At 41.8% G+C, this 16,547-nt stretch carries 14 protein-coding genes; 9 read left to right on the top strand and 5 right to left on the bottom strand.

Translation table 11 applies throughout. From position 1 onward, the window contains the following. Position 1 precedes the first annotated feature (1 nt). The 9 genes from cas3 to cas2 all read left to right on the top strand — a co-directional run bounded on the left by cas3 (position 2) and on the right by cas2 (position 8,880). Positions 2-2,281: a CRISPR-associated helicase Cas3' gene (cas3, locus tag FCN14_RS13325; RefSeq protein ID WP_138431787.1), complete on the top strand. Its 2,280-nt coding sequence runs from the start codon at positions 2-4 to the stop codon at positions 2,279-2,281. Positions 2,282-2,343: 62 nt separating this feature from the next. Further along, positions 2,344-2,910, top strand: a complete 567-nt coding sequence (locus FCN14_RS13320; protein ID WP_138431786.1) for a hypothetical protein — start codon at positions 2,344-2,346, stop codon at positions 2,908-2,910. A 2-nt stretch (positions 2,911-2,912) separates the two neighbouring features. Next, entirely contained in the window at positions 2,913-4,538 is a 1,626-nt protein-coding gene (locus tag FCN14_RS13315; protein WP_138431785.1) for a hypothetical protein, read from the top strand. Between the two features lie 34 nt (positions 4,539-4,572). Further along, complete coding sequence (locus FCN14_RS13310) at positions 4,573-5,595, top strand: DevR family CRISPR-associated autoregulator (RefSeq protein WP_138431784.1); 1,023 nt, start codon at positions 4,573-4,575, stop codon at positions 5,593-5,595. A 118-nt stretch (positions 5,596-5,713) separates the two neighbouring features. Then, the gene (locus FCN14_RS13305) at positions 5,714-6,352 is read left to right on the top strand and encodes a hypothetical protein (RefSeq protein WP_138431783.1); all 639 of its coding nucleotides are present in this window, start codon (positions 5,714-5,716) and stop codon (positions 6,350-6,352) included. Between the two features lie 57 nt (positions 6,353-6,409). Then, positions 6,410-6,970: a CRISPR-associated protein Cas4 gene (locus tag FCN14_RS13300; RefSeq protein ID WP_138431782.1), complete on the top strand. Its 561-nt coding sequence runs from the start codon at positions 6,410-6,412 to the stop codon at positions 6,968-6,970. 75 nt (positions 6,971-7,045) lie between these two features. Beyond that, positions 7,046-7,426: a four helix bundle protein gene (locus tag FCN14_RS13295; protein WP_138431781.1), complete on the top strand. Its 381-nt coding sequence runs from the start codon at positions 7,046-7,048 to the stop codon at positions 7,424-7,426. Positions 7,427-7,485: 59 nt separating this feature from the next. Continuing rightward, positions 7,486-8,580 (top strand): type I-B CRISPR-associated endonuclease Cas1b, encoded by a 1,095-nt coding sequence (gene cas1b / locus FCN14_RS13290; RefSeq protein ID WP_138431780.1) that lies wholly within the window; start codon positions 7,486-7,488, stop codon positions 8,578-8,580. Positions 8,581-8,616: 36 nt separating this feature from the next. Next, positions 8,617-8,880: a CRISPR-associated endonuclease Cas2 gene (gene cas2 / locus FCN14_RS13285; RefSeq protein WP_138431779.1), complete on the top strand. Its 264-nt coding sequence runs from the start codon at positions 8,617-8,619 to the stop codon at positions 8,878-8,880. A gap of 555 nt (positions 8,881-9,435) precedes the next feature. On the opposite strand, the gene yaaA is transcribed toward cas2, so the two are convergent. From yaaA to FCN14_RS13260, 5 genes are all read right to left on the bottom strand, one after another. After that, positions 9,436-10,191 (bottom strand): peroxide stress protein YaaA, encoded by a 756-nt coding sequence (gene yaaA / locus FCN14_RS13280; protein ID WP_138431778.1) that lies wholly within the window; start codon positions 10,189-10,191, stop codon positions 9,436-9,438. Between the two features lie 194 nt (positions 10,192-10,385). Next, positions 10,386-12,227 (bottom strand): FG-GAP repeat domain-containing protein, encoded by a 1,842-nt coding sequence (locus tag FCN14_RS13275; RefSeq protein ID WP_138431777.1) that lies wholly within the window; start codon positions 12,225-12,227, stop codon positions 10,386-10,388. 70 nt (positions 12,228-12,297) lie between these two features. Then, a complete protein-coding gene (locus FCN14_RS13270) occupies positions 12,298-13,335 on the bottom strand; it encodes a YncE family protein (RefSeq protein ID WP_212747649.1) in 1,038 nt (345 codons plus the stop codon). Positions 13,336-13,491: 156 nt separating this feature from the next. After that, the gene (locus FCN14_RS13265; protein ID WP_138431776.1) at positions 13,492-15,906 is read right to left on the bottom strand and encodes a choice-of-anchor B family protein; all 2,415 of its coding nucleotides are present in this window, start codon (positions 15,904-15,906) and stop codon (positions 13,492-13,494) included. 175 nt (positions 15,907-16,081) lie between these two features. Beyond that, on the bottom strand, positions 16,082-16,540 hold the full coding sequence (locus FCN14_RS13260) for a CHRD domain-containing protein (protein WP_138431775.1): 459 nt from the start codon (positions 16,538-16,540) through the stop codon (positions 16,082-16,084). Positions 16,541-16,547 lie beyond the last annotated feature (7 nt).

Raw genomic sequence — 16,547 nt, 5'->3', positions numbered from 1 at the left:
TATGCATCAAACATTTGAGAAAGCACTAAATAAAGCTGGCTTCCCTTCTGGGCGGGCAAAACAAGACAAAGTCTTTAATGCCTTTCGATCAGGAAAGCATGTCATATTGAAAGCTCCTACAGGTTGGGGTAAGACCTTTGCTGTGAATGCTGCTTTAGGAAATGGACATCATATTTATTCTCTACCGCTTCGTGTATTAGTTGATTCATTAACTGAGGCTACGAATGATTTTAATCTACATACGTGTGTCGCTCATCATGGGCAAGAAAGAAATCACCCATTTTTAGATCCCGGAAACGATCCTGTAGATCCCTATGGATTGGTATATACAACGCTGGATCAAACACTAAGTTCCTTTTTGGGAATACCGATTGGTGTGTCGCTTAGGCAAGGTAACATTTTGCCTGCAGTTGTTGACAATAGCCACCTTATTTTTGATGAATTTCATCTTTTTGAACCGGAGAGAAGTTGGACAACGGCTTTGTTTGCTCTGCAGCAGGCTAAGAAAAACTGCGTGGTTCTTACTGCTACTCTTAGCGACTTTATGCTTGAATTCTTGGAAGAATTTTTGGCTACAACTGATATAGGTAAAGAATATGGTGTTGAAGTAATTGAGGCAGGTCGCCCATTTCTTAATAGAAAAGAACTGGTTGAAGGGAATGGGTTTGAGAATGTTGAAAGTATTGAATTAGGTCAACGCACTATCATTATCAAAAATGATATTAATTCTGCCAAAGAAACAGCACAGGTGCTTAGGAAACAGGTAGATCTGCCTGTTTATTTGCTCCATTCCGAACTGCTTGCCCAGGATCGCAAGGAGATTGAAGAAAGAGTCCAGAATATTTTCAGTGAGGATACCAATGAAAGTGGAATCCTTGTAGCAACTCAGGTAGTAGAGGCGGGCATTGATATTACTTGTGATGTAATGCATACAGATTTGTGTCCGCCCTCGTCATTCATACAGCGGGCCGGACGTAGTGCTCGTTACGAAGGAGAGGAGAGCAAAATTATTTGGCATGCTATTGAAAATGCCGGTCCGTATCGGAGCCAGGAAGAATTGATTGAAGACCTTGAACAATATCTTGAAGGCAAGGAGCTGTTGGATGAAAATACCGAACAAGAGATCATCAATTTATCCGAGTCTTTTGATAAAGAACAGGTGGAGAAATTTAAACAGAGGAATGTAAGAGAAGTAGATAAGCTCAGATCTCAGCGAGATTATTCTGCTTATCGGGATATGATTCGGTCTATTGATAACAAAAACGTGGCTATCGGTACAGATCTTAGTCAGACATATCATTTTATAAGTGTTTCGAGGTCAAAGTTTTATTACAAAGAAGGCTTTTTCTACAAAGCAGCTCTTGAGAAACCGTCAAAATATGGAGTTTATAATTCAGAGCTCGGAGAGGTAGTTCCTACCGATCATATTGAAAAAGCAGATTTCATATTATTTGATCCCGAGTTTGTGGGCTACCGAAAAGAGTTGGGATTTACTTTTGATCAATTGGGAGGAGCTGAAAAATTCTTGGATAAGAACAGGGATACTGTTACAAGATATGACTATGATAATGAAACCTATGAAGAGCATGTAAATCGATTATATCTAAAACTTTCTACTGCTTCCTGGATGATAGATCATCTTGCTGATCATCCGTGGATTGGGACCAAACAAAATGCTGATTTTATCGCTCGGTTTTTGATATGGGCGCATGATTTGGGAAAGCTAACTCTGAAATGGCAACAGGCACATCAGGTTGCATCAGATAGCGACCCAATGGCACATACAAAGAAAGATGGAGAATTTGATAGAATAAGAAAGCCTCCCAAACATGCTTGGATTGGCGCATGGATGGTTCTGGATTATTTGTTAAAAAGGTTTGGTGAAGACCCTAAAAGTCCAAAACTCACCAAGCCAGTTTTTTGGGCCATTGCCGACCATCATGGGTACAGTGATAACCTAAATAAAAAAGATATTCAACCTTACGAAATAGGTTTTTTAGAGTATTTAGATGGCATGGCGGTACGCAATGATTGGATAGAAGATGAATGGAATAGTTCAATACTTGATCCCATCAGGTTGAAAAAGTCCGAAACAGAAAATGTCTATAAAAATTTTAGGAATCAGGCTTTACAACTAAGGCCAGAGGATGATTTAAGTTTATATTTTATGTTTTGCTATATCTTGAGAAAGGCAGATCAAAATGCTACAGAGTTAGTGAGTATTAAAAGAGAAGAGCAGAAAACATCAACAAATAAATCAATGGGGAATATTGTAGAATGATTAGAGCCCGATATAGAGCCACAACCTGTTTTAGCTTCAGGCGTGAGCAAGCTACTACTAAAATGGCACAGACTTATTTTTGTCCCACGCCATACGCGGCAAAGGTAGCTTTAATAATAAGTGGAATTAGGAAAGGGAAAGATCCGTACGAATTGGCAAAAAAATTACGGAAAGCCAGAATCATTCCACATCCCTGGGGCGAAGGTGTCGTGAATACTCACTTGGTTAAACATTGGGAACCTCCAAGATCTGATAGTATACCTGATGATTATACACCGGATTATTTCAATTCAACAGTAGTATTTAGAGAGTTTTTGTATTTCGATGGTGGTGTGGATTTATACTTCGAATCAGAGATGAAGGAGATAATTCAGCCATTGCTTACTGGGGTATATTCTTATGGCAAACAAGGAAGTTTTTTTGTGTTAGAAAACCTAGACGAAGAGGCCGATCTACCTGAGGCCACTGTTACCTTTTCGGGAAGTGATTTTAAAGATAATGCGACTTGGGAAAAGGTATCCAATTTTGAGGGGAGCAATTGGAAGCCGCGGGAAGATGTTGAAATGGGAGTTGCCTTGACCATGCTTGGTGCTAGTGGTGATCACGTTCATTACAAATTTGGAGAGTAACTATGAGTCCTTTTGAAAAAACGTATGAAACGCAGGAAAAGGAAGACTTGGAATGGGAAATAGCCGATTTACCTGTAGTTGACGACGGATATTATGATACCTTAGCGGCAATAGGTTTTGCAGCCTTGGCCGACTCCTATTACGATACACCAAATACCCCCATCATCAAGTGGACTCAGCAAGGATACCAAATCCATTATGTCAAAGAGTTACGTTCTACTCCCGATTTACAGTGGCTGAAATACAGTCTGGCGGCATCTTGGAAAAGTAGTTTGGAAGACGGAGTGACAAAAATAGCGAAAGGCTGGGATAAAGAGACCAAAATTGAGCACAAAGGTGTAGTGGTTGATACCTCTGAAAAACCTACTATTCAAGTTGAAATAGATGGTAAACATCGAGAGATAATGAAACCTGACAGGCGGCTCTATGGAGTAATCAATAAGCTTGGAAGCCCAGAGTGGTTCAATTTATGTATTAATGCTTGTCGGGAGAGAGGGATCGAGTTACTAAAAGATGATTTTGAAGAAGGGTCAGTTACTTTCAATAGTATAGTGTCTCCTCAGTCTTCTAGGGGTGCAAATTCAAAAAATAGTTATAGTCTTGGTACTGGATCAATGTCGAAGACAGTTAGTCGACCATTAAGTCGTTTAACTTGTTTAGCAGCGGCTGGCTTGTGTTTTGCTGCTTTAGGTGAGAATCCCACAGGCTTTGCTGTGCCCATACCATTAGGGATGAGGGTAGAAGTAATACGAACAATAGCTAAGGAAAATCGAAAACGATACAGTTATGGTGAAGGATTTTTCTTTTCCTATAACAATTATCTGCGGTTCGTAAAATTATTACTTGAACATTCAGCTGACTTTGTAGCAAAAGTTGGAGAGACTCAGCAACTAAAGGGGGTTACAGGGAGCAAATTTGTAGAGCTGGGCAATAGTGCGTCGCCAGCGGGAACATGGAAACTAATGGTTCCATCCCATAAATATAGTATCGAATCAGTAGAACGATTACAAAAGCTATTGTTTAATTGGAGACATGCGAAAACACCGCGACTCGGAAGCAATCCATCCATCGATCGAAAAGCAGTTAGTACAATAATGAATGGGTTTGAAGCATCTAATCCACAATCGGCGGCAGAAGGCTACTTGCAGTATTTAGACGCTGTTGGCTTAGGGGGGAACTACATTAATCTACTTAATCAAACATTCTTTGAGGAAATCATGGCACATTCAACAAAATACCAAGAGTTGTTAGAGGAATTTAAATCGGAAGATATTCAGCGATTTGTTCAACTTCTGAGACAGGATACCATCCAGAAAGTATATAGCGGAAATGGAAAGAAGGATCCTCCGAATTATCAGGTAATCAGAAAGTTGCGCGAAATACAGAGTTCTGACGATTTTGTTGAGGCCATCACGGAGATAGCTATAGAGCGGGGTTCTAATAAATTGGCTTCAGCCCAGAGTTCAGAGGATGGAATGCAATACATGTCGCTGCCTTACGAAGGTTCTTTAGAAAGGCTAATCGAATTGGCAGAAGATACTCGTTTTTCTCCAAGGTTAATTGCTCAATTGTTATTGGCGTTTTCATTGAGTTCCCAAACAAGTAAAGAAGAAAATAAAGAAGCCTAAATTAATTCAATTTATAAACTAACAAGAGGAAGTTATGGATATTCAAAATGTAAAAAACTTAACATTGGTTGGGCGCCTTAGTATTAATTTAGCGAGTCTGAACAATGAGGGTACAGAGGGAAATGCTACACAACCAAGAACAGCGACAATTGTAGATGATGGAGAACTATATACTGTTCCGGTTATTTCCGGTGATATGTTAAAGTATTGGCACGTAAAGCATCTGTGTGCGATTGCTCAGGATAGAGATTTATCATTAAGTGAAAATAATGCTCGAAAAAATCCTAACCCCAATCGACTTAAAGCAGAATTGGCAAAGCACGAATGGGTTATTGACAAAATTCCGGAGGCTAAAGAGTGGGAGAAAAAAAGCGATGTAGATAAAGATTTCTTAGAGCAATCTCTTTATGGATTAGTGGCTTCTGAATGTGCTGTAACTGATGCACATGGACTATTGATTACAGAGGTTGCACCCCATGATGAGGATGATAAGGAAGTTTTTAGTGCTAGGGTGGCTGTAGCTCGAACAAGCAGAGTACAAACCGGTTTTATGACGGGGATTCCACGAAAGAATGCAACCGGACATTATTTTCATGCAAAATATGTTTCAAAAAGAACAGGCATTAAATCGAGGGAATCTACTGCTGGAGAAGGCCAAAATATCTTCACAAGGCCTGCTACAAGTGCCGATTTTGCGATAGTTATTAATGTAGATTTAGCTGGACTTGGTTTTAATGATGCGGCAGACAAATATGAGATTGATGAAGAAGAACAGGCGAAAAGAAAAAAAGCCGTTGTTGATGCTTTGAGTTATACTTTAATGAATCAACCGGGGGCAAACAGTAGTCAGCAATTTCCTCATATTATGGGGTTTGAAGGAGCAATCACGACTTCTACAAATAGAAGTCCAGCCCCAAGTGCTAGTCCAATAAAGGGTGATTATTTAGAGACTTTAGAAGGATTGGTTAAAAATATTAACAAAATGAATGGTGATAGTAGCGCAGAATATCATACTGTTGAATCGGTAGAGGAGGCTGTTTCATTTTTATCGAACTGAGCAATTTTTCAATCCTTCGATTACGAAAACCAAACCTCGGTTGGGGCCAGTTGATAGGTTATCATCCTCCAGGGATTTGTAAACTTTGGAGGATTTAACACCCAAAAAGAGAGTACAAATGGCAAAGAAGAAGATTCCATTCGAAGCGGGCCAAATGTATCATATTTGGACGCATGCGAATGGCGATGAAAACCTATTCCGGGAAGAGGAGAACTACCGCTACTTTCTTGAGAAGTATGCCTATCATGTTCATCCAGTGATCGAAACGTTTGCTTATTGCCTGATGCCCAACCACCTGCATCTGATGGTAAGAGTGAGAGAAGAAAAAGAGGTATTCGAGTTTTTACGAGATAAAAAGGATGATCATTTAAACCTCCAAGGTTTCAGAAACCTTGGGGGTTTGAAAAAAGTAATACCCCAACAATTTAGCAATCTTTTTAACGCTTATACCAAAGCTTATAACAAAAAATACGATCGCAAAGGCAGTCTCTTTATTCCCAACTTTCGCCGTAAAAAAGTATCCTCTGATCAGTATTTTAGCCGTTTAATAATTTATATCCATAATAACCCGGTACATCACGGTTTTGTAGAAGATATTAATGATTGGCCGCATAGCAGTTGGCATGCGTATGTGGTGGACAGGAGTACCAATATAAACAAGGCAGAAGGGATAGCATGGTTCGGAGGGCAAGAAGCTTTTGAACAGATACATCAGAATTTAGATCCGGGGAATATGGTATCATTATTTGAAGAATAATTAAAACTCTTAAATCCTCGAAGGTTTTAGAAACCTTCGAGGATTCTATACAAAATTATGGATACCGAAGAGAAACCAATCACCGGCACCGAAATAGCTTACTACTTTATTTGTGCCCGCAAGCTGTGGTTCTTTACGCATAACATACAGTGCGAGCACGACAGTGATGCCGTGCGAATGGGGCGGCATATCCACAAGACCAGCTACAAGCGCAAAAAGAAAGAGGTGAGTGTAGATGGCGTTATCAAAGTAGACTGGATCGATCACGATAAAAAGGTGATCCACGAGGTCAAAAAATCCAGCAGTATGGAGCAGGCCCACGAATGGCAGCTCAAATATTATATGTGGTATCTGGAGCAGAAGGGGTTGGATATGGCAGACGAATCTTCTGGCGAGGAATTCACCGATCAACCCAGCAAAAGGGGATATATAGGGGAGCTGAACTATCCGAAAATGCGGAAAACAAAAACGGTAATTTTATCTGATACGGACCGGAAGACCCTTGAGCAGAAGATCATCCCCAATATTCGGAAGATTAAAAACCGGGAAAAACCACCGAAAACCGTAGAATGGGATATCTGTAAATACTGCTCGTACAATGAATTGTGCTACAGCTAGGAATTATTGAATTGTTGAATCATCGAGTTATTGAATGTAAGTAATGCCTAAAACGGAAAATGAAGAGGGCGCAAAATGAATAAAACTATTGATTTTGATAGCGTTGACAGGCTTAAGGAAAGAACTAAAAAGTTAGCTTTAGCTATCATAAAGCTAAATAAAACATTACCCAAAACGGAAGAGGCGAAAGTTATTGGGCACCAACTGTTGCGATGTGGCACATCCGTAGGAGCAAACTATAGGGCAGCTTGTCGGGCACGTTCAGATCGTGCTTTTTATGCAAAGTTATGTATTGTCGTTGAAGAGGCGGATGAAGTTCTATTTTGGCTTAAGCTTGTAATGGAATCTGGATTAAAAAGAAAGAATCAAATTGAGACTCTTGTTAGCGAAGCAAAAGAAATACTCGCTATAATGGCAGCATTTCGAAAAACAGTTGGAAAACGCCTCAAGAATTAAATCAATAATTTATCAAATCATCAAATTAATAATTCAACAATTCATCAATTCCATAATCAATGAAAAGACCCTATTACATTTTTTCATCCGGCAAGTTGATGCGCAAGCAGAATACAATCTTCTTTTTGCCGTATGATGAAGAGGAAGAACTGATGGAAGAAGCCGGACAGACGAAGGAGGCTCCGACAGAGTGGGAGTTGATCACCAAAGCCGGAGAATTTAAAAAGGAGTTTGATTCGCCCAACAAACGGGTTATTCCCGTTGATGATGTGGATTCGCTGATGATATTCAGTGAGATTAATTTTAATGCCCGGATGCTTCAATTCTTGACCAAAAATAATATTCCTGCGCATCTTTTTAATTACTACGGTCATTACAATGGCAGTTACTACCCGCGGGAATATTTGTTGAGCGGATTTTTGTTAGTCGACCAGGTTGATCACTACAAAAAGCATAAAAAGCGAATGCGTATAGCTCTGCAGCTGGTACAGGGAGCTGCCTACAATATGTTACGTAATCTTAAATATTATGATGGCCGGGCCGGTAATGTAAGTGAGTCGATAGAAAAGGTTGAAGAGATACTCGAAAAAGTACCGTTGGCTAAAGATATCAGTGAGCTTATGGGGATGGAAGGAAATATTCGGCAGGCATATTACCAGGCATTTCCAACGATACTGGGTGATAAATATGATTTTGAAAAACGCGTGCGACAGCCGCCGGATAATGCCGTAAATGCCTTAATATCGTTTGGCAATTCGATGGTGTATACCACCTGCCTGACTGAAATTTATCGGACACAACTCTCACCGCTCGTTTCGTACCTTCATGAACCCGGCGACCGCCGTTATTCACTGGCCCTTGATTTGGCCGAAATCTTTAAACCGCTGCTAGCCGATCGCGTTATTTTTACCTGTCTTAATCAGCGCCGCATACAGCACACCGATTTTGATGAATCTCTTAACTTTTGTCACCTGTCCGAAAAGGGACGAAAAACGTTTGTAAAAACCTTCGAAGAAAAATTACAGACTACTATCATGCACCGCAAGCTAGACCGGAAAGTCTCATACCGCCGACTTATTCGGATGGAGTGCTACAAATTAGTCAAACACCTGACCGGCGCCGAGCCATACGAACCGTTCAAAGCCTGGTGGTAGGATAGGAGTAACCATGAAATTCAATAAATTATATCCATGTATTATATACTTGTTTATGACGTAAATGTAGATAGGGTGCAGAAAATGCTAAAAATTATGCGAGAGTATTTGAATCATGTTCAAAACTCAGTTTTTGAAGGGGAGCTGACCGATGCCCAGCTTGCAGAATTGAAAGACCGGGCCCGGGATTTAATGGATGAAGACGAAGATTCGATTATTATTTACCGGGTGGGCAGCAAGCGCTGGAGAAATCGAGAAGTACTGGGGATTGAAAAGCACAGCACAGATAACTTTATTTGATTGGCTTTTTGTCGTCGGCCTATCTCTTATACAACTAAATATTTTTGGTGAATGCCCTAATGAGATTGAAATCCCTGTTTACATCATTCAGGCGGTAAAATAATGGGTCGTCATGGGTATAGGGTATTTGCAAAAATAAGAGTAGACGATAAAATATTGATTTTTAGGATTCAAAGTCACAATATAGGCACTATAAACCGTGGTTCTACCACGGCTTTTAATAGCACCTTATAGGAATTGAAATCTATTAAATACTATGTATCAAAAAAAGCCAGAAAACTTTTAATAGCACCTTATAGGAATTGAAATCCAGCATTCCCATCCCGTGTTGCATCTTTAGCCTTCTTTTAATAGCACCTTATAGGAATTGAAATCCAACTACAACGCCATCATCAATCTGAAGATACCCCTTTTAATAGCACCTTATAGGAATTGAAATAATTTGACGATCAACGGACGATGATACATACAACCTATAACTTCCCAGCCTTAAACCTATGACTTTTGGAAAAAATGGTAGTACGGACGTATCGCAATACGTCCGTACTTGATCTATTATCGAATAAAGACAGGTTCGGTTTTGTCTTCGGTATGTTCTTCGCTGTAACTATAATCATTGCCGTTAAAACCTAGCAGGCCATCGTAGGTGCTTACGTCATTTTTGATGAGGTAACGAGCCATTGTTCCCCGGTTTTTCTTGGAATAGAAACCAATAGTCTTCAAAGTTCCGTTTTTAAAATCTTTGAATTTGGGGGTGATTACATCCACTTTTATATCGTCTGGTTGCAGGGCCTTGAAGTACTCTTTACTGGCCAGATTCACAAACAGTTCATCATCTTCAAGCTCATCATTTAACGCTTCGGTTAGACTATCGTCCCAGAAATCATAAAGACGGTCGTGACCGTTTACCTGCATCTTGGTGCCCATCTCTAAACGATAAGGTTGCATTAAGTCGAGGGGGCGCAGAGTACCGTACATCCCGGAAAGGATACGCAAGCTGTTTTGCATGGTATCGATGTTCTCTATGCTATGAGCATCGAGCTCTTTGAAAGCAGAACCGTTAAAGGCGTAGATACAGGGACGCGCATTCTCTTTGGTAAAAGGTGTAGAAAACTTTTGATAGCGCTCGTAGTTCAGGTCGGCTAGGTTCTGGCTGATATCCATAAGCTCTTTGAGCTCATCTTTTGACATCTGGGCCAGTTTATTATTTAATATTTCTGCTTCGTCTAAAAAGCGTGGTTGTGTAGCTTTATCAGTAGGGAGTTCAGAATCATAATCCAGTGACTTAGCCGGAGACATTACAATTTTCATAGCGATAAGTTATCAGCGTTAAATTTTTATTTTTCTGAAAGTAGGATGTATAACCTGATTTACAAAATCAATCATTCCATTTTGGGATGTCGAATTATCTCGGGACCAAATATTTTGAACATTACTCCCTTAGGAAGAATTTTCAGTCGAACTATTTGACGCCGGTAGACGTACGTTCTGTTTATTAAAGCGTGTTATTTATGATTGGTTCTTTGATAATAGATCAGACCACCCCCATTTCCACCAGACCAGAAATCAGTATTACCGTCTCCGTCCAGGTCACCGAAACGTGGGGCTGCGAGACGGGGGGCTTCAAGAGGTAGGGGCAGGTCTTCTGCAGTAAAGATTGGTTGCTGGCTCGATCCCGTATTCCGGTAAAAGAGTAGTCCTTCAATTTTGCTTCCCAAAAAGAGATCTAAATCGCCGTCACCGTCAATATCATGCAGTTCCGGGGTACTGCGATGCTTAGTTTCAACATTAGCAAATGCTCCTTTCTTAAGTACAAATGCTGGCTCAGTTGGGGTGCCCTTGTTTTCATAATAATAAACACCGCCGCCCGAGTTTCCTGCCAACAGATCTAAATCTCCATCCCCATCGAGGTCGCTCAGTACTGGAGCACTGTTACTTCCGCGCTCTAGCTCTACCAACGATTCCTCTACTAATTGAAATCCTTCCATTGTGTTTTGATAATAAGCGATACGCCCTTTCCAGGTGCCGAGCAAAAGATCATCTCGCCCATCACCGTTGAGGTCACCAAGAGCAGGCGCGTAGTGATAAGCATTTGGGAGTGTTAATGTTTCTTGTTGGTATAAAGATGTTTTTCCATCTTCTTTTTTATTTTCAAACTGATAAACAACTGAGGTGTTACGGTTCCCCGGGTCAATTTTATTGGCAAGAAGCAAGTCGTCATCCCCATCCCCGTCGATATCACCTATGGCAGGCATGCTTTCATTCCCGATATCGATAGTGTTCAAAAAGCGCTTGGATTGTCGTTTAAATGAGTTGTTATCTTTTTGCTCATAAAAGTGGAAATTATCCGATAAGGTTTGGTTCGCATTATAAGCACCGCCCAAAACACCGATAAATAGATCAAGGTCTCCATCTTGTCCCCAATCGGTAAAGGTAGGGGCATTGTAGCCGCTTGATTGTACGGGATTTGAGGAAGGAAAGGGTTGCGGCTCTCCCTGCAGTACAGGATTATTACACGAGCCCGTATTTTCTACAAGAAGCAGGCTCGGTTCAAAGAAATCTCCCCAAAAGAGATCCTGATCGTTGTCCCCATCGATATCGATGAAGGTAAGTGTATTTGCTCCATGCATAGTACCGATCTGTTTGACAATCTCGATGCCTTCAAAACGTTTGCTGACAAGCTCAAATTGGGGGATACCTTTATTGTCTAGACCGATTGATTCATAGCGCATAACAGTGCCATCCAGCCGACCGATAAAGAGATCAAGATATCCGTCACAATCAATATCCGTTATATTAGGAATATTTTGACGATCGGAGAAAAGGGGCTTCCCATTTGCATTTTTGAGTGTGTCAGCTGCAAGGGTAAAGTCGGGTTGTTCTGTTGATCCATCATTGCGATAATACCGGATGTAGCTGTAAGGTTGTTCGGCAAGCAGGTCCATATCTCCATCTTGATCCATATCGGCAAAACGAAACCATTCCCCGATATCAAGATTGCGGAATTTGTCAGTTTGCCAACTAAGGGGGAATGATGATTTAGAAGAGGAATTTTCGAAATACATAAGTTTATTCGAGCTTTCCTGGACAAATAGGTCGGGATCATTATCCCCATCAATATCAACAAACTGGGGGCGTGGGTTATTAAAGCCGCCCAGAAATGGTTGGTCGACTAGCTCCCCATTACTGTCATAAACGGGGAAGGGAGTTACAACCCGATGAAACGCTGTAACTGTCTGACCGGGACCTCCATTTTGTTGGCTTGTGGAACGAGTGCCGCTACAGCCGGATATTAAAATAAGTATGATGGAGAAGAGAAGTAGATCGCTGAACGTTCGATATGGCATTTTCTTGGAATAAATTAGAAACTATTGCGGGAAATAAGCCGAGAGACTAATGTCTGGTGTCTACTCCGTACTAGTGCCGTGCGTTTGTGCCAATACCCGTTGCGTAGGTTCCCACTTCGATTACCTTTTCAATTTCGTAAGTTTTGGTATTGATTACAGTAATAGTTCCGGGCAGATCAGAAGTAGAGGAGGAGTGGCTTGGCTGGTATGTCCCTTTTCGATTGTTATTTGAGATATACAGGTAATGTCCATCTGCAGAAAGTGCGCTTCCATGCGGCTGTGCAATACCATTACCTTCAATAATTGTGGCTACTCTGCGTGCCTCCATATCCACTGCTGTAACAGTATGATCTTCTTTATTGCCAAAATAGACAAACTGGCCATCAGGTGAAAAAACCGGGTGCCAGGGTTGAGCACCAGCTTCAACAGTATCTTCTAGAGTTGGTGAGGTTGGATCACTCAGGTCAAAAATAAGTGCTTGTCCAGTCATTTGTCCCGTTGCCACCATTGTATTACCGTCGGGAGAGATGGTAAAATCAACGAATACATGTGTCTGCTGTCCATCAAGGGTTGTCAGATTCGTTTGATCAGTTTCGAGGTTATATGAAAAAATCTGATTTTCAGCCAGGCTTGCTACATAAACCCAGTTATTCTTGGGAGAGCTGGCAATGGCGTGAGGGCGCCTAAAGAAAGTCGGGACCTCTTTTATGAGCGACATATCAGAACGACGAATAAGGCCAATACTCTGTGGAGGATTGACGGCACTCATCGATCGACCGACAAGTAGTAGGTCTCGCCGCGGGTGTAAACTGAGAAGGCCGGGAACTTCTATCTCGGTTTGCCCAACCAGTTTATTGTCCCGATTAAATTTAAGAACACGATTTTCACCAATCAGGGTCACATACCAATGGGACCCATCCGGTTCGGCTATGGTATGGTGCGGTTTTGCGTTTGCCGAAAAGCCAAGCTTCTGGAGATCAATTTTATCGACAACCTTATTGGACTTCACATCAATAACACTGAGTGTTGCCTGTCCCTGGTTACAGACATATATCTGTTGGGCTAGTGGTTGGCCCGGTTCACCCTCAGAATGAGTATTCTGAGCCACTAGAAGTGATGTTGACCAACAGATAGCCAAAAGTCCAAGCAGAATATTACGTAATGAAGCGATCATTAGGCATCGCATAAACATCAATCTTATTCAGTTATTTGTAATAGGATTATATAGGGATGGGGCCGTAAGTAGCACCATCCCAAACATTATTTAACGAGACGTGGATGTTGTCTGAGAAGGACTTGGATCTAAGATGAAAAGTCCTTCTTGGCTACTGCTCATAATAACAACACCACTTTCGAAATAAGGGTAGTTGCTCCAGGTGCCAGCAAAGCCAGCAGTATCTTCACCGAAGGGTTCTGTATCGAAGAAGCCGGTTTTTACAGGGTTTTCCGGATCGCTGATATCAACAACCTGTAGGCCGCTTACGTAGTTAGACTGGTACATCATACCGTCTTTGATATACAAGTTGTGATCAGAAGAACCATTATCAAATAGGTATTCACGAACGAACTGCGGATCATCCAAATCCGTTACATCCCAAATAAGTGTACGAGTACGATCTACATTGCCGGTAAGTTCATCAAGCTCATCATTTTGGAAGAAGTACCGGTGGTCTTCTGTGAGCCATCCCTGGTGTACGTAAGCATAATCAGGGTACGAAGCGGTTGAAAGTGCTTTGGGATTATCTTTATCCGTAACATCTGCGATGCTAATGGCAGTTTCATTGGCGCCAAGGCAAATTTCATGACCTTTATACTCTTTGTCGGGGCCATGATAGGTTACACATTGTGCATCATGGGAATACCCGGTTCCGCTTCTTCCTGTTGAAGGATCAGCGAAGCATCCTTTGAATGTTGGATTGGTTGGGTCATTGATATCTACCATATGAAGGCCGCCACCACATGTTTTGCCGCCGCCGCTGCTACCAACAACGTATGCAAAGCCTGTGTCTTTGTTAATTACCACATTGTGTGCACTGTGAATCTCATCGTAGTGGGCAGCTTCTTTCAATGCGAGGGGAGTACCTTCAAAATCACGAAGATCTGTCAAGTCAACTACTTGCATACCATGCATCCCGGCATTATCCGCAACTACGTAAGCATGATCGTCATACACTTTAATATCGCGCCAAATGCTTGCATTAGATTTTTCCGGTTTTGGCAAATTGCCGACATAAACCGGGTTGGATGGGTCGCTGATATCTACAAATGATGTTCCATCCATACGACCAACAATAGCATATTCTTTCCCGGTTTTGGAATCAGTCCAGCCCCAGATATCGTTGAGGCGAACGCCTCGGTCTCCGCCCATTTCACTAATCGGAAGAAAGGCGAGAAGGTCTACGTTGTTACATCCAAAAATGGAGGCTTTTCCATCGGCACATTTTACTTTACCGCCTGTGACGGGGTCAAGAATGGAACTGGTGTTACTGAGTACAGTAGCTTGTGCAACCCATGCTCCTGTTTCAGTACGTTCGAGTATTCCGGCTTTTCCGGCACCGTAATCAGCACCAATTAAGCCAGTAACTGCGACATCACCGTCAACGGCAATGGTGCCCGCAAACTGATCACCTTGGTTACGATCAGGTCCTTCAATCTTAGAAACGCTGCTCCACTCCGTATTGTTTTCTGATGCGGGCTTAAACTGGTAAAGGGCACCCTTCCGGTTATCTGCACCGGGAGCCCCAACCAATAGATTTGGTCCATCAAAAGTAAGGGAAGATCCGAACTGGTAGCGAGTACCGCTGTCGTATGCCACAAGCTTGCCGTCAGTATTCCATTCTTGGGAGTCATTATCGCGTCGGAAAACATAAACTGCACCTGAACCACCTGCCTGGCGTGGAGCTCCGAAAAAAGCTTGGTTCCCTTTTAGGCCTAGGGTTGCTCCAAAGGCAGCTCGCTTATCCAAGCGGTCAGTTGTAAGCGTAGATTCCTTTTCCCATGATCCAGATTCATTGCTTTTATATACATAAACAGCTCCGCCTTGTTTTTTGGGAGCTCCAATTAGCAGTCGCGTCCCATCTACTGACAACGCCGATCCGAAGCTAACGCCTTTAGAAGTATCAGGATTGGTGATGTGTGCTTGCTGTGTCCATGCCCCTTCTCCTGTTTTCTGGAATACATAGACAGCACCCATATCTTCATTTTCGCCGGGGGCACCAATAAAGGCGTGGTTATTTTGCAGGGCGATACTGTTACCAAATCCACCGCCGGCCGTTGTGTCAGAGAGTGCAATGCGAGCAACCTCTTTCCAGTTACTGCCATTTCCTTTCTCAAATACATAAGCAGCGCCACGTTCATCATTTTGTTCAGGAGCCCCAATCAAAATTCGATTATCGGAAGCAGCTATAGTTGCGCCAAAGTTATCGCCGATGAATCCATCAGAGGCTTTGAGTTGAACCTGTTCTGACCAGTCGGAATTGGAGCGGCTATAAATATACACAATCCCGGGTTGATGGGCATTTGCCGGTTCGCCAATAAATACGGATCCATTGGCAACATCTACAGCTCGTCCAAAACCCAACATGGATTCAGCATGGCCAGAGGAGGTTGTTTGAGCCTCGGCAGTGAAGAACGGACTAATACAGATAAATGCTAATAATGTTATAACTAAGCGTTTCATAATTTTTTTAGAATTTGATGAGAAAAGGTCGCGTCAATTAATGATTCTATTAATTATTAAAATAACGGTGGATTAGCAATACACAAGAATTTATAAAGTGTAAAAATATCAATTATGTATTTCTTGGTGAGTAGATCAGTAAGAACTTTCGATCCCATATTCATACTTTGCCAAACTAATTCCCCATTTTAGGAATATCACTTCCAATCTCACCGTTTTGGTGCTCGAAAGTGTTAATAGTGATATATAGTTTTCCTTTTTTGAGAAGCATTTTTTCGGCTGGCGACAGGCCAAAGCGGTTTTTCTTCTCTTTAAACATTCCCCCTGTCTGCTCGTCGTTAAGATCGGCTTTGAGCCTGAACAGTTGATTCCCGCCTTCCCCTCGTATATCAACCATGATGTAAGCACCAGAAAAACGATTGGTTAGATTTTCAAAGTCACCATGAACGGAAAGCGTATCTCCCTTAAGCTTAACGGTAGCAGTGCCCGAGCCACTGGTGGGGACACTGGGCTTCATTTTATAGCCTGCTAATGTAATCATTTTTGATTCTTGAGCTTGGCTCTTCTGGGGTATTCCAAAGCTGGCCACAAGAAGTACAACAATCGTACCGACTAATAGTTTCATCTTATCCATGGCTACA

It is taken from the genome of Fodinibius saliphilus, assembly GCF_005869845.1.
GTDB lineage: Bacteria > Bacteroidota > Rhodothermia > Balneolales > Balneolaceae > Fodinibius > Fodinibius saliphilus.
The sequence above is the reverse complement of the archived record's forward strand: the minus strand, read 5'-3'. Positions and strand labels throughout refer to the sequence as shown.

What these genes read in the sequence shown, in the direction of transcription:
- cas3 (WP_138431787.1), top strand. Translation starts at nt 2, where the DNA reads ATGCATCAAACATTTGAGAAAGCACTAAATAAAGCTGGCTTCCCTTCT.
- FCN14_RS13320 (WP_138431786.1), top strand. Translation starts at nt 2,344, where the DNA reads ATGGCACAGACTTATTTTTGTCCCACGCCATACGCGGCAAAGGTAGCT.
- FCN14_RS13315 (WP_138431785.1), top strand. Translation starts at nt 2,913, where the DNA reads ATGAGTCCTTTTGAAAAAACGTATGAAACGCAGGAAAAGGAAGACTTG.
- FCN14_RS13310 (WP_138431784.1), top strand. Translation starts at nt 4,573, where the DNA reads ATGGATATTCAAAATGTAAAAAACTTAACATTGGTTGGGCGCCTTAGT.
- FCN14_RS13305 (WP_138431783.1), top strand. Translation starts at nt 5,714, where the DNA reads ATGGCAAAGAAGAAGATTCCATTCGAAGCGGGCCAAATGTATCATATT.
- FCN14_RS13300 (WP_138431782.1), top strand. Translation starts at nt 6,410, where the DNA reads ATGGATACCGAAGAGAAACCAATCACCGGCACCGAAATAGCTTACTAC.
- FCN14_RS13295 (WP_138431781.1), top strand. Translation starts at nt 7,046, where the DNA reads ATGAATAAAACTATTGATTTTGATAGCGTTGACAGGCTTAAGGAAAGA.
- cas1b (WP_138431780.1), top strand. Translation starts at nt 7,486, where the DNA reads ATGAAAAGACCCTATTACATTTTTTCATCCGGCAAGTTGATGCGCAAG.
- cas2 (WP_138431779.1), top strand. Translation starts at nt 8,617, where the DNA reads ATGTATTATATACTTGTTTATGACGTAAATGTAGATAGGGTGCAGAAA.
- yaaA (WP_138431778.1), bottom strand. Translation starts at nt 10,191, where the DNA reads ATGAAAATTGTAATGTCTCCGGCTAAGTCACTGGATTATGATTCTGAA.
- FCN14_RS13275 (WP_138431777.1), bottom strand. Translation starts at nt 12,227, where the DNA reads ATGCCATATCGAACGTTCAGCGATCTACTTCTCTTCTCCATCATACTT.
- FCN14_RS13265 (WP_138431776.1), bottom strand. Translation starts at nt 15,906, where the DNA reads ATGAAACGCTTAGTTATAACATTATTAGCATTTATCTGTATTAGTCCG.
- FCN14_RS13260 (WP_138431775.1), bottom strand. Translation starts at nt 16,540, where the DNA reads ATGGATAAGATGAAACTATTAGTCGGTACGATTGTTGTACTTCTTGTG.